At 68.6% G+C, this 13,366-nt stretch carries 13 protein-coding genes; 1 reads left to right on the plus strand and 12 read right to left on the minus strand.

The window, feature by feature from the left end; all coding sequences use genetic code 11:
* Window positions 1-57: 57 nt before the first annotated feature.
* Window positions 58-1,875 (plus strand): glycoside hydrolase family 18 chitinase, encoded by a 1,818-nt coding sequence (locus ABZ128_RS18065; RefSeq protein ID WP_356849505.1) that lies wholly within the window; start codon window positions 58-60, stop codon window positions 1,873-1,875.
* 111 nt (window positions 1,876-1,986) lie between these two features.
* On the opposite strand, the gene ABZ128_RS18070 is transcribed toward ABZ128_RS18065, so the two are convergent.
* The 12 genes from ABZ128_RS18070 to glyA all read right to left on the minus strand — a co-directional run bounded on the left by ABZ128_RS18070 (window position 1,987) and on the right by glyA (window position 13,314).
* Complete coding sequence (locus tag ABZ128_RS18070; protein ID WP_356849412.1) at window positions 1,987-2,433, minus strand: DUF2550 domain-containing protein; 447 nt, start codon at window positions 2,431-2,433, stop codon at window positions 1,987-1,989.
* Window positions 2,434-2,564: 131 nt separating this feature from the next.
* Complete coding sequence (locus ABZ128_RS18075) at window positions 2,565-2,939, minus strand: F0F1 ATP synthase subunit epsilon (protein WP_249767820.1); 375 nt, start codon at window positions 2,937-2,939, stop codon at window positions 2,565-2,567.
* Window positions 2,940-3,079: 140 nt separating this feature from the next.
* Window positions 3,080-4,522, minus strand: coding sequence for a F0F1 ATP synthase subunit beta (gene atpD / locus ABZ128_RS18080; RefSeq protein WP_356849414.1), 1,443 nt, complete (start codon window positions 4,520-4,522; stop codon window positions 3,080-3,082).
* Window positions 4,522-5,439, minus strand: a complete 918-nt coding sequence (locus ABZ128_RS18085) for a F0F1 ATP synthase subunit gamma (protein WP_356849416.1) — start codon at window positions 5,437-5,439, stop codon at window positions 4,522-4,524. The genes atpD and ABZ128_RS18085 overlap by 1 nt, the downstream gene beginning before the upstream one ends.
* Window positions 5,440-5,459: 20 nt before the next feature.
* A complete protein-coding gene (atpA, locus tag ABZ128_RS18090) occupies window positions 5,460-7,055 on the minus strand; it encodes a F0F1 ATP synthase subunit alpha (RefSeq protein WP_356849417.1) in 1,596 nt (531 codons plus the stop codon).
* 129 nt (window positions 7,056-7,184) lie between these two features.
* Complete coding sequence (locus tag ABZ128_RS18095) at window positions 7,185-8,000, minus strand: F0F1 ATP synthase subunit delta (protein WP_356849418.1); 816 nt, start codon at window positions 7,998-8,000, stop codon at window positions 7,185-7,187.
* Window positions 7,997-8,536, minus strand: coding sequence for a F0F1 ATP synthase subunit B (locus ABZ128_RS18100; protein ID WP_356849419.1), 540 nt, complete (start codon window positions 8,534-8,536; stop codon window positions 7,997-7,999). The genes ABZ128_RS18095 and ABZ128_RS18100 overlap by 4 nt, the downstream gene beginning before the upstream one ends.
* A 41-nt stretch (window positions 8,537-8,577) precedes the next feature.
* On the minus strand, window positions 8,578-8,811 hold the full coding sequence (gene atpE, locus ABZ128_RS18105) for an ATP synthase F0 subunit C (RefSeq protein WP_355965164.1): 234 nt from the start codon (window positions 8,809-8,811) through the stop codon (window positions 8,578-8,580).
* A gap of 77 nt (window positions 8,812-8,888) precedes the next feature.
* Window positions 8,889-9,725, minus strand: a complete 837-nt coding sequence (gene atpB, locus ABZ128_RS18110; protein ID WP_356849506.1) for a F0F1 ATP synthase subunit A — start codon at window positions 9,723-9,725, stop codon at window positions 8,889-8,891.
* A gap of 210 nt (window positions 9,726-9,935) precedes the next feature.
* Window positions 9,936-10,370, minus strand: coding sequence for a hypothetical protein (locus ABZ128_RS18115; RefSeq protein WP_356849420.1), 435 nt, complete (start codon window positions 10,368-10,370; stop codon window positions 9,936-9,938).
* A 274-nt stretch (window positions 10,371-10,644) separates the two neighbouring features.
* Window positions 10,645-11,979, minus strand: a complete 1,335-nt coding sequence (locus tag ABZ128_RS18120) for an MraY family glycosyltransferase (protein WP_356849507.1) — start codon at window positions 11,977-11,979, stop codon at window positions 10,645-10,647.
* A gap of 105 nt (window positions 11,980-12,084) precedes the next feature.
* Complete coding sequence (gene glyA, locus ABZ128_RS18125) at window positions 12,085-13,314, minus strand: serine hydroxymethyltransferase (RefSeq protein ID WP_356849421.1); 1,230 nt, start codon at window positions 13,312-13,314, stop codon at window positions 12,085-12,087.
* Window positions 13,315-13,366 lie beyond the last annotated feature (52 nt).

The raw sequence follows: 13,366 nt of genomic DNA on the forward strand, positions 1-13,366 counted from the left end.
CCACGACGGACCTACGGAGGAGCACCCTTGAGCACAGCACCCCCACCCCGCTTCCGACTGATCCGACGGCTCGCCGCGACCGTGGCCGCCCTCGCCCTGCCCGTCGCGGGACTCGTGGCCGTGGCCGCCCCCGCCGAGGCCGCCGCCTCCGCGACGGCGACGTACACCAAGGTCTCCGACTGGGGCTCCGGCTTCGAGGGCAAGTGGACGGTGAAGAACACCGGCACCACCACCCTCACCAGCTGGACCGTGGAGTGGGACTACCCCGCGGGCACGACGGTCACCTCTGCCTGGGACGCCACCGTCACCAGCTCCGGCACCCACTGGACCGGCAAGAACGTCGGGTGGAACGGCACCCTGGCCCCCGGCGCCACGGCCAGCTTCGGCTTCAACGGCGCCGGCCCGGGCTCCCCCAGCGGCTGCAAGATCAACGGCGGCTCCTGCGACGGCGGTACGACCCCCACCGACAGCCCGCCGTCGGCCCCCGGCACCCCCACCGCGAGCGGGGTCACCGACACCGCGCTCACCCTCGGCTGGAGCGCCGCCACCGACGACAAGGGCATCAAGAACTACGACGTCTACCGCGGCGGCACCAAGATCGCGACCGTCGCCGGCACCACCTACGCGGACTCCGGCCTGACCAAGGGCACCACGTACGCGTACAGCGTGACCGCCCGCGACACCGCCGGCCAGACGGGCCCGTCCTCGGGCACCCTCTCGGTCACCACGACCGGCGGCGGCACCACGCCCCCGGACCCGGGCGGCAAGGTCAAACTCGGCTACTTCACCGAATGGGGCGTCTACGGCCGCAACTACCACGTGAAGAACCTGGTGACCTCCGGCTCCGCCGCGAAGATCACCCACATCAACTACGCCTTCGGCAACGTGCAGGGCGGCAAGTGCACCATCGGCGACTCCTACGCCGACTACGACAAGGCCTACACCGCCGACCAGGCCGTCGACGGCGTCGCCGACACCTGGGACCAGCCGCTGCGCGGCAACTTCAACCAGCTGCGCAAGCTCAAGGCCAAGTACCCGAACATCAAGGTGCTGTGGTCCTTCGGCGGCTGGACCTGGTCCGGCGGATTCGGCCAGGCCGCGGCGAACCCGGCCGCCTTCGCCGACTCCTGCTACAGCCTGGTCGAGGACCCGCGCTGGGCGGACGTCTTCGACGGCATCGACATCGACTGGGAGTACCCGAACGCCTGCGGGCTGTCATGCGACACCAGCGGCGCCGCCTCCCTGAAGAACGTGCTCTCCGCACTGCGCGCCAAGTTCGGCGGCAGCAACCTGGTCACCGCCGCGATCTCCGCTGACGGCTCCAACGGCGGCAAGCTCGACCTCGCCGACTACGCCGGCGCAGCCCAGTACGTCGACTTCTACAACGTCATGACGTACGACTTCTTCGGCGCGTGGGACGCCAAGGGCCCGACCGCCCCCCACTCCCCGCTCACCTCGTACGCCGGCATCCCGATCGCCGGGTTCAACTCCGAGGCCGCCATCACCAAGCTCAAGGGCAAGGGCATCGCCGGCGCCAAGCTCAACCTCGGCATCGGCTTCTACGGCCGCGGCTGGACCGGCGTGACCCAGGACGCCCCCGGCGGCGCCGCCACCGGGCCCGCCGCGGGCACGTACGAGCAGGGCATCGAGGACTACAAGGTGCTCAAGGGCAGCTGCCCGGCCACCGGCACCGTGGCCGGCACGGCCTACGCCAGGTGCGGCAGCAACTGGTGGAGCTACGACACCCCCGCCACCGTCGCCGGGAAGATGACCTGGGCCAAGCAGCAGGGCCTCAAGGGCGCCTTCTTCTGGGAATTCAGCGGCGACACCGCGAACGGCGAGCTCGCCAACGCGATCCACACCGGACTGCAGTAAGCACCCCGCACTGCCCCGGTACGCACTCCCTCCGAAAGAAGGACGAAGCCGGGGAGACGGGTCCGCCCCCGTCCCCCCGGCTTCTTCGCGTACGGAAGGCGGTGTGCGCCCCTACGCCACGTTCACCCGCTGTCCCGGAGGCGCCGCCTCCAGCCAGGCCAGGAACCCGGTCAGCGCGTCCTCGCTCATCGCCAGCTCCAGGCGGGTCCCCCGGTGGAGACAGCCGAGCACGACGGCGTCGGACAGCAGCGCCAGCTCCTCCTCGCCCTCGGGAGCACGGCGGGCGATCACCTCGATGGAGGCGCGCTCCAGCAGCCGGCGCGGCCGGGGGGAGTAGGAGAAGACACGGAACCAGTCGATGCGGTCACCGCTGTAGCGGGCCACCCCGTACACCCAGCCCTTGCCGGAGACGTCGGGTTCCTCGGAGACGCCCCAGCGCAGACTGCAGTCGAAGGTGCCGCCGGAACGCTGGATGAGTCTGCGGCGCAGACCGAACACAAAGAGCCCGATCACCACCAGGGCTACGACCAGGCCGCTCACAAGCAGAGCGAGGAGCATCTTCACCGACCTCCTCGCTCATCGACATACCGCACACGAAAAAGCACCTGCATCGCCTCAGCCGCGACCCGGTCTGGAAAATTCCAGAACCGGACCGCGGCTGAGGTCTCACACCTGTTCGGTTACGGGGCTCAGTGCCCCGCGACCGCGCGCAGCCGGACATCGGCGCGACGCTCGGCGGCCGCATCGGCCTCCGACTTCGCGCGCTCCAGTGCCCGCTCCGCCCGCTGGACGTCAATCTCGTCCGCGAGCTCGGCGATCTCGGCCAGCAGGGACAGCTTGTTGTCCGCGAACGAGATGAATCCGCCGTGCACCGCGGCGACGACAGTGTTGCCCTCGCTGGTACGGATGGTCACCGGGCCCGATTCCAGCACACCGAGAAGCGGCTGGTGACCGGGCATGACGCCGATGTCGCCGGACGTGGTGCGGGCGACGACCAGGGTGGCCTCGCCGGACCAGACATTGCGGTCCGCCGCGACCAGCTCGACGTGCAGCTCAGCAGCCAAGGTGGCTCCTCGGGTCACCACCCGGCGGGTCAGCCGGGTGTTGGGTCAAATTCTAATGGGCGTGGGGAGAGGGACGGGACACACCCGCCCCTCTCCGTGAAACCGGTGAACCGGATGCGCTCCTCGCGGAGCGCGCCGGATCAGGAGACGCCCAGCTCCTTGGCGTTGGCCTTCAGGTCCTCGATGCCACCGCACATGAAGAACGCCTGCTCGGGGAAGTGGTCGTACTCACCGTCGCAGATCGCGTTGAACGCGGTGATCGACTCGTCGAGCGGAACGTCCGAACCGTCCACGCCGGTGAACTGCTTGGCGACGTGGGTGTTCTGCGACAGGAAGCGCTCGACGCGGCGGGCACGGTGGACAACGAGCTTGTCCTCCTCGCCCAGCTCGTCGATACCGAGGATCGCGATGATGTCCTGGAGGTCCTTGTACTTCTGGAGGATCCCCTTGACGCGCATGGCGGTCGCGTAGTGGTCCGCCGCGATGTACCGCGGGTCGAGGATGCGGGACGTCGAGTCCAGCGGGTCCACGGCCGGGTAGATGCCCTTCTCGGAGATCGGACGGGAGAGAACCGTCGTCGCGTCGAGGTGGGCGAAGGTGGTGGCCGGCGCCGGGTCGGTCAGGTCGTCCGCGGGGACGTAGATCGCCTGCATCGAGGTGATCGAGTGACCACGGGTCGAGGTGATGCGCTCCTGGAGGAGGCCCATCTCGTCGGCCAGGTTCGGCTGGTAACCCACCGCGGAGGGCATACGGCCGAGCAGGGTCGACACCTCGGAACCCGCCTGGGTGTACCGGAAGATGTTGTCGATGAAGAAGAGCACGTCCTGCTTCTGCACATCGCGGAAGTACTCCGCCATGGTCAGACCGGCGAGGGCGACGCGCAGACGGGTGCCCGGGGGCTCGTCCATCTGGCCGAAGACAAGGGCCGTCTTGTCGATGACGCCCGAGTCGTGCATCTCCTCGATGAGGTCGTTGCCCTCACGGGTACGCTCACCGACGCCCGCGAACACCGACACACCGTCGTGGTTGTTGGCGACGCGGTAGATCATTTCCTGGATCAGAACGGTCTTGCCGACACCGGCACCACCGAACAGACCGATCTTTCCACCCTTGACGTACGGGGTGAGGAGGTCGATGACCTTGACGCCGGTCTCGAACATCTCCGTCTTCGACTCAAGCTCGTCGAAGCTCGGCGCCTTGCGGTGGATCGGCCAGCGCTCGGTCACCTCGGCGTTGGCCTCGGGGACGTTGAGCACCTCACCCAGGGTGTTGAAGACCTTGCCCTTGGTGAAGTCACCGACGGGGACGGTGATGCCCGTGCCCGTGTCGGTCACCGTGGCCTGGCGGACCAGACCGTCGGTGGGCTGCATGGAGATCGTGCGGACCAGGCCGTCACCCAGGTGCTGGGCGACCTCAAGGGTCAGCGTCTTGAGCGCGCCGTCCTCGGCCGGGTCGGCGACCTGGACCTTCAGCGCGTTGTAGATGTCGGGCATCGCGTCGACGGGGAACTCCACGTCGACGACCGGGCCGATGACCCGGGCGACGCGGCCCGTGGCGGCGGCCGTCTCAACAGAGGTCGTCATTACTTGTCACTCCCCGCGGTCGCGTCGGCCATGGCGCTGGCGCCACCGACGATCTCGCTGATTTCCTGGGTGATTTCGGCCTGGCGGGCCGCGTTGGCAAGCCGGGAGAGGCTCTTGATGAGGTCTCCGGCGTTGTCGGTCGCCGACTTCATCGCGCGGCGGCGGGCGGCGTGCTCGGAAGCAGCCGACTGCAGCAGTGCGTTGTAGATGCGGCTCTCGACGTAGCGCGGCAGCAGGGCGTCGAGGACGTCCTCCGCCGACGGCTCGAAGTCGAACAGCGGAAGGATCTCGCCCTTCGTGCCGGTCTCCTCCTGAGCCTGGTCGAGGCTGAGCGGCAGCATCCGGCTGTCCACCGCGTTCTGCGTCATCATCGACACGAATTCCGTGTAGACGATGTGCAGCTCGTCGATGCCGCCCTCGGCGGTGTCCGCCTGGATGGCCTCGATCAGCGGCCCCGCGACGCGCTTGGCGTCGGCGTACTCCGGCCGGTCGGTGAAGCCGGTCCACGAGTCCGCGATCTTGCGCTCACGGAACCCGTAGTACGCGACACCCTTGCGGCCGACGATGTAGGTGTCGACCTCCTTGCCCTCGCTGCGCAGCCGCTCGGTCACCCGGTCGGCCTGCTTGATGGCGTTCGAGGAGTAGCCGCCGGCCAGACCGCGGTCGCTCGTGATGAGCAGGACCGCGGCGCGGGTCGGCGTCTCGACCTCGGTGGTCAGGGCGTGCTTGGCGTTCGAACCGGTCGCCACCGCCGTCACCGCGCGGGTGAGCTCGGTTGCGTACGGCATCGATGCCGCCACCTTGCGCTGCGCCTTGACGATGCGCGAGGCGGAGATCATCTCCATCGCCTTGGTGATCTTCTTGGTCGCCGTGATGGCACGGATGCGACGCTTGTAGACCCGGAGCTGCGCTCCCATGAGTCAGGTCCCTTCCGTCGTCACTTGGAGACGTTGACGGCCGGTGCGTCCTCGCCCAGGAGCTTGCCGTCCGAGGTCTCGAACTGGCGCTTGAAGCCGGCGATGGCGTCAGCGATCGACGTCAGGGTGTCGTCCGACATCTTGCCGCCCTCGGCGATCGAGGTGAGGAGGTCCTTGCGCTCGCGGCGCAGGTACTCCAGCAGCTCCGACTCGAAGCGGCGGATGTCGCCGACCGGGACGTCGTCCATCTTGCCGGTGGTGCCGGCCCAGACGGAGACGACCTGCTCCTCGACGGGCATCGGCTGGTACTGGCCCTGCTTCAGCAGCTCGACCATGCGCTTGCCGCGCTCCAGCGAGGCCTTCGACGCGGCGTCCAGGTCGGAACCGAAGGCGGCGAACGCCTCCAGCTCGCGGTACTGGGCCAGGTCGACGCGCAGACGGCCGGAAACCTGCTTCATGGCCTTGTGCTGCGCGGAACCACCGACGCGGGAGACCGAGATACCGACGTTCAGGGCCGGACGCTGGCCGGCGTTGAACAGGTCGGACTCCAGGAAGCACTGGCCGTCGGTGATGGAGATGACGTTGGTCGGGATGAACGCCGAGACGTCGTTGGCCTTGGTCTCGACGATCGGCAGACCGGTCATCGAACCGGCGCCCATCTCGTCGGAGAGCTTGGCGCAACGCTCCAGCAGACGCGAGTGCAGGTAGAAGACGTCACCCGGGTAGGCCTCACGGCCCGGCGGGCGGCGCAGCAGCAGCGACACGGCGCGGTAGGCGTCGGCCTGCTTCGACAGGTCGTCGAAGATGATCAGGACGTGCTTGCCGGCGTACATCCAGTGCTGACCGATGGCGGAACCGGTGTACGGCGCCAGGTACTTGAAGCCGGCCGGGTCGGACGCCGGGGCGGCGACGATGGTCGTGTACTCAAGCGCGCCGGCCTCTTCCAGGGCGCCGCGAACGGACGCGATGGTCGAGCCCTTCTGGCCGATGGCGACGTAGATGCAGCGGACCTGCTTGTTCACGTCGCCCGAGCGCCAGTTGTCGCGCTGGTTGATGATCGTGTCGACGGCCAGAGCGGTCTTGCCGGTCTGACGGTCACCGATGATCAGCTGACGCTGGCCACGGCCGATCGGCACCATCGCGTCGACGGCCTTGTAGCCGGTCTGCATCGGCTCGTGCACCGACTTGCGGACCATGACGCCCGGGGCCTGCAGTTCGAGGGCGCGGCGGCCCTCGGTCGCGATCTCGCCGAGGCCGTCGATCGGGTTGCCGAGCGGGTCGACAACGCGGCCGAGGTAGCCCTCGCCGACACCTACGGAGAGAACCTCACCGGTGCGCTGCACCGGCTGGCCCTCTTCGATGCCGTTGAACTCGCCGAGGACGATCGCACCGATCTCGCGCTCCTCAAGGTTGAGGGCGAGACCGAGGGTGCCGTCCTCGAACTTCAGCAGCTCGTTCGCCATGGCGGAGGGCAGACCCTCCACCTTCGCGATGCCGTCGCCGGCAACGCTGACCGTTCCGACCTCCTCGCGCGAGGCCGCGTCCGGCTGGTACGACTGGACAAAGTTCTCCAGTGCGTCCCGGATCTCCTCCGGCCGGATCGTGAGCTCCGCCATCTGGGTTCCCTGCTCTCCTTGTTGGGCCTGAAGCTTCTTAGGGGTCTGGGGGCGACCCCCAGGAATCTTCTGCAAGTTCTGCACGGCCCAACCGGGCCGCTAGGAATGCGTTGTTCTTTTGGTGGCCGGTCAGCCGGCCATGCGGCGGGAGGCCTCGGAAAGGCGCTCCGCGACGCTGCCGTCGATGACCTCGTCGCCGACGCGCACCACGATCCCGCCGAGGACCGAGGGGTCCACGTCCAGGTTCAGGTGCATCTGGCGGCCGTACAGCTTCGCCAGCACCGCGCCGAGACGCTGCCGCTGCACGTCGCTGAGCGGAACCGCGGTGGTCACGGTGGCGACCATGCGGTTGCGGCGCTCGGCGGCGAGCTTGGACAGGGACTCGAGTCCCGCCTCCAGGCTACGTCCACGCGGGTGCGTGACGAGACGCGTGACCAGACGCTCGGTGACCGCGTTCGCCTTGCCGCTGAGCAGGCTGCGCAGCAGCTCGCCCTTCGCGGAGGCGGTGGCCGACCGGTCGGTCAGCGCGGAGCGCAGCCCGGTGTTCGAGGCGACGATCCGGCCGAACCGGAACAGCTCGTCCTCGACGTTGTCCAGCGCGTCGCCCTGCTGGGCCGCCGTGAGGTCGGCGGTGGCCGCCAGCTCCTCCAGCGAGTCCACCAGGTCGCGGGACTGCGACCAGCGGGACCGGACCATGCCCGACACCAGGTCGAGGGTCTCCCCGCCGACCTGGCCGGACAGCAGCCGGCCCACCAGCTCGGCCTTGGCCTCGCCGGACTGCGCCGGGTCGGTGAGGACCCGACGCAGCGAGACCTCACGGTCGAGCAGCGCGGTGACGGCAGCCAGCTCACCGGCGAGCTTCGCCGCGTCGACGGACGTGTTGTCCGTCAGCGCGTCGAGACGCTCACGCGCGGAGGCCAGCGCCTCGCGGCTCGCTCCGTTCATCGGGCCGCCTCGGCCTTCTCCTCAAGCTCGCTGAGGAAGCGGTCGATGGTGCGGCTCTGGCGGGCGACGTCCTCAAGGGACTCACCGACGAGCTTGCCGGCCAGGTCGGTGGCGAGCTTGCCCACGTCCTGACGCAGCGCCTGAGAGGCGGCCTTGCGGTCGGCCTCGATCTGGGCGTGGCCGGCAGCGATGATCTCCTCACGCTGCCGCTGGCCCTCTGCGCGCAGTTCTTCCTTGAGCGCAGTGCCCTGCTCCAGCGCTTCCTGGCGCAGGCGCGCGGCCTCGTGCCGGGCTTCGGCGAGCTGGGCCTTGTACTGCTCCAGCACGCTCTGGGCCTCGGTCTGAGCGGCCTCAGCCTTCTCGATACCGCCCTCGATGGCCTCGCGACGCTCGTCCAGAACCTTGTTGATGTTCGGGAGGAGCTTCTTCGCGAGGAAACCGAAGACGATGACGAAGGCGATCAGACCGATGACGAGCTCGGGGATCGGCGGGACGAGCGGGTTTTCCGTCTCGGCCGCGAGAACCAGGAGGTTCACATCAGTGCCTTTCGTCTAATCGGACTAGTGGTCGGTTCGTCTTAGTAGACGAACGGCATGACCAGACCGATGAGGGCGAGCGCCTCACAGAAGGCGAAGCCGAGGATCTGGTTGGCGCGGATCAGACCGGCAGCCTCGGGCTGACGGGCGAGAGCCTGCGTGCCGTTACCGAAGATGATGCCGACGCCGACGCCCGGGCCGATGGCCGCGAGGCCGTAACCGATGGAGCTGAGGGAACCGGTGACGCCTTCGGCGGCAGCAAGGATCTGGGACATGCCAGTTCTTCCTTCTCTTTCACGGACCGGTGGGGGTTGGCCACCGGACGACAAGGGGGTTTGGGGGTGGGCCGGACTCAGTGGTGCTCGGCGAGCGCGCCCTGGATGAAGCTGCAGGCCAGGAGGACGAAGACGTACGCCTGGACAGCCTGGATGAAGAGCTCGAAGGCGGTCATCACGATGACCATGATGAACGAGACGCCCGCGTAGGCGATCCCGATCCCGTTCAGCAGGTACCAGCTGGCGATGGTGAACAGCAGCAGCAGGGTGTGACCGGCGAACATGTTCGCGAAGAGTCGGACCGCGTGGGTGAAGGGGCGCACCAGGACGTTCGAGAAGAACTCGATGACCATGACGAGCGGGAGCACCGGGCCGAGCGACTTGTCGTAGCCGGTGAGGTTCTTGAAACCGCCGACGAAGCCGTGACGCTTGAACGTCACCGACATCCAGATGAAGTAGACGATCGCCGCGAGAACCGCCGGGTACGCGATGATCGAGGTCACCGGGAACTGCGCCACGGGGACGATCGACCAGACGTTCAGGATCCAGACGAAGAAGAACAGCGAGACCATGAAGGGGACGTACTTCTCGCCCTCCTTCTTGCCCAGCGTCTCGTACACGATGCCGCGGCGCACGAAGTCGTAGCCGGACTCGGCGACCATCTGGAGCTTGCCGGGGACGACCTTCGGCTTGCGGAAAGCCGCCCAGAAGAAGGCGACGATGATCAGCGAGCCGAGCAGGGCGAGCAGCATCGGCTTGTTGAAGTACGCGCTCGTCAGGCCCGCTTCGCCCCACAGCGGCTCGAAGAGGAACGAGTGCAGGCCCGGACCGGGGAAGCCGCATCCGTCGAAGATGTGACAGTCGGTCTCGAAAGCGAGCACCTGCGTCGGGTCACTCACCGCGGGCTCCTTCAGCGTGGCGCATAGGTACGGCAACCTCGTTGTGTCGGCGCGGCGCACGGCCGCGGTTCGGCACTGGACTGGTGTAACGGGTTTGGGGGCGGCGGTCAGGCATCGAGCCTCGCGATGGAACAGGCGTCAGCTCAGATGCCCGCGCCCGCAATGCCGCAGTTGGCACCGGACGATAGCAGCATCTCGAACTCGCCCTTATTCCGGCCCTACCCCTCACGACTTCGGCCCCGAATTTTCGGGCTTGTCGCCCTTCGAGTCCGGTTCGACGTAGAGGATCTTGGCCTTCATGTGTGCACGCGTCTGTGCACCGATCCACACGAGGGTGGTGGCGACGAGCGTGATCGCGAAGGCCTTGGGGTGGAACAGCGTCGTGTTCTTGAACACGGCGACAAAGACGAAGAGCAGCAGGATCTGGACCGTGTAGAGCATGAGCCCCATGGCCTGGAACAGGTGCGGCAGCGATTTCGCGGTGCGTTGCAGAATGACGAATCCGGCGCCCATGAAGAGCAGCACCACCAGCGTGGCGATGACCGCCCCCAAAGCCCCCTTGCCGCCGGCCACGACAGCGCTGATGACGGCGGCAAGGCCGCCGGCAGCGGCTGTGGGCACAGCGGCGTGCAGGAGGGATCGGACGTCATCTGACCGCATGGCGGGTTGCTCCGCGTGGTGGTGGGGGCACGGGACTCGTACGGGACGAGCGTAAGCCCGGTCCGAGATCGAACCTCGGGCCAAGGGACCGTCGCACTACGGTCCTTCGGCTCTGTCGCCGGGTTTAGTGAACGGTATCACAAACTATTTGATGAGAGCTTTACCCGGCGAGTGTGCCGACTGTCACACATGAGAGGTAACCCGCCCGTGTGTGCGCGACAGCCGATGGTCTCGTGTGCTAAAGGACGCCCATGTCGGACTTGTTCCGGCGTCGTCAGCGCGCCGATCCGGCCTTACGCCGGTCGGGGAAGCGCGAACGGGGGCCTACCGCGGTCGCTCCGTTGACGCCGGACACACCGACCACGATCGGCCTGGCCGGCTCCGGCTCCAGGCCCGAGTCGTCCAGGGCTGCCGCCTCGGCGGCCCGCTCCGCGTGCCGGTAGCGGGGCGGCACCAGGAACTCGGCCCAGCGCGGTGCCCGCGGGGTGAACCGCGGCAGGAGCAGCAGGACCAGGCCCACCGCACTCAGCGCGACGATCACGAGCACGATCCACATCGAGGCCGAATGCACCGAGTAGGCCACGGCGCCGAAGGCGATCAGCCCCGACCAGAAGTACATGATCAGCACGGCGCGGCTGTGCGAATGCCCGAGTTCCAGCAGCCGGTGGTGCAGGTGCCCGCGGTCCGCCGCGAAGGGCGACTTGCCGTTCCACGTACGCCGGACGACGGCCAGGATCAGGTCGGTCATCGGGATCGCGATGATGGTCAGCGGCAGCAGCAGCGGGATGAAGACCGGCAGCATCGCGTGGGTGGCATTGCGCTCACCGCCCGCGAACAGGGCCATGGTGTCCGGGTCCACCTGCCCGGTGATGGAGATCGCTCCGGCGGCGAGCACCAGGCCGATGAGCATCGAGCCGGAGTCGCCCATGAAGATCCGGGCGGGGTGCATGTTGTGCGGCAGGAAGCCCAGGCACATGCCCATCAGGATGGCGGAGAAGAGGGTGGCGGGCGCGGCCGCCTCGATGCCGTAGCCGAACCAGATCCGGTACGCGTACAGGAAGAACGCGGCGGAGGCGATGCACACCATGCCGGCGGCCAGTCCGTCGAGGCCGTCCACGAAGTTCACCGCGTTGATGGTGATCACCACGAGCGCCACGGTGAGCAGGTTGCCCTGCCACTGGGTCAGGGCGACCGTCCCGATCCACGGGACGGGGATCCACAGCATGGTCAGACCCTGCATGACCATCACGCCGGCGGCGATCATCTGGGCGCCGAGCTTGATCAGGGCGTCGATCTCGAACTTGTCGTCGAGGACGCCGATCAGCCAGATCAGGGCGGCACCCGACAGCAGCGCCCTGGGTTCGTTCGACAGCTCGAAGACGCCGTTGAGGTTCTGCAGGTGGTCGGCGACCAGCAGCCCCGCGCACAGTCCGCCGAACATGGCGATGCCGCCGAGCCGCGGGGTGGGCTCGCGGTGGACGTCGCGGGCGCGGATCTCCGGCATGGCGCCGGCCGCGATCGCGAACTTCCGCACGGGCCCGGTCAGCAGGTAGGTCACCGCGACCGTGACGCAAAGCGTCAGCAGATATTCACGCACGGGCTGCCCCAGATGTATCGCCGGCCATCTCAGCCCCACACATTAGCTGCGATGTCCCCGCCACCGAGGACGCGAGGGGTCCGTATGCCGGTTCCACCGCTCCCCCTTTTGTCCGCTTCACTCCTGGTACGGGGGGAATCCACCCGTCAGTTCGGTGACTGCCGTCCGGGTTCTCGTCGCGTTGCCCGTCAGCGCTGCGGTGAACAGCTCCGCGATCCGCGCCATCTCGGGCTCCCGCATGCCCTGGGTCGTCACGGCCGCCGTTCCGAGGCGGATCCCGCGCTGGTCCCCGTACGGCAGGGCGCACGTGTCGAGGACGATCCCGGCCGCGGCGAGCCGGGCACGGGCGGTCGGCCCGTCGATGCCGAGGCCGGCCGGGTCGGCGACGATCAGGTGGGTGTCGGTGCCGCCCGTCGTCACGGTGAAGCCGCAGCCCTCCAGCTCCTGCGCCAGCACCCGCGCGTTGGCCACCACCCGGTGGGCGTACGTGGTGAACGCGGGCGCGGCCGCCTCCCCGAACGCCACCGCCTTCGCGGCGATGGTGTGCATCTGGGCGCCGCCCTGGGTGAAGGGGAACACCGCCCGGTCGATCCGCTCGGCGAACTCGGAGCCGCACAGGATCATCCCGCCGCGCGGGCCCCGCAGCACCTTGTGCGTGGTCGCGCAGACGATGTCCGCGTACGGGACCGGGCTGGGCGCCGCCCCGCCCGCGACCAGCCCGATGGGGTGCGCGGCGTCCGCGATGAGGAAGGCCCCCACCTCGTCGGCGATCTCCCGGAACGCCGCGTACTCGGGGTGGCGCGGGGAGGAGATCGACCCGCAGACGATGGCCTTGGGCCGGTGCGTCCGGGCCAGGTTCTGCACCTGGTGGTAGTCGACGAGCCCGGTCTCGGCGTCGACCCCGTAGCCCACGAAGTTGAACCACCGCCCGGAGAAGTTCGCGGGCGAGCCGTGCGTCAGGTGCCCGCCGTACGCGAGCCCCATCGCGAGCACCGTGTCCCCCGGCCTCAGCAGTGCGGCGTAGGCGGCCAGGACGGCCGCGGAGCCGGAGTGCGGCTGTACGTTGGCGTGCTCGACGCCGAAGAGGGCGCAGGCCCGCTCGATGGCCGCCCGCTCCGCGAGGTCGGCGTACTCGCAGCCGCCGTGGTAGCGGCGGCCCGGATAGCCCTCGGCGTACTTGTTGGCGAGCGCCGAGCCGAGCGCGGCGAGCACGGCGGGCGAGGTGAAGTTCTCGGCGGCGCTCAGCTGCAACGTGCCGGCCTGCCGCTGCGCCTCACCGGCGAGCACGTCGGCCATCTGCGGATCCTGCTGCCGCAGCAGGTCCGTGGGCGGGGTGATGACGCTCATGGCGCGACTCCAGTGGGCTGTCCCGGTACCCGCCACTCTAGGACGCCCCGGC

The sequence above is a fragment of the Streptomyces sp. NPDC006326 genome, assembly GCF_040612915.1.
Classification (GTDB): Bacteria; Actinomycetota; Actinomycetes; order Streptomycetales; family Streptomycetaceae; genus Streptomyces.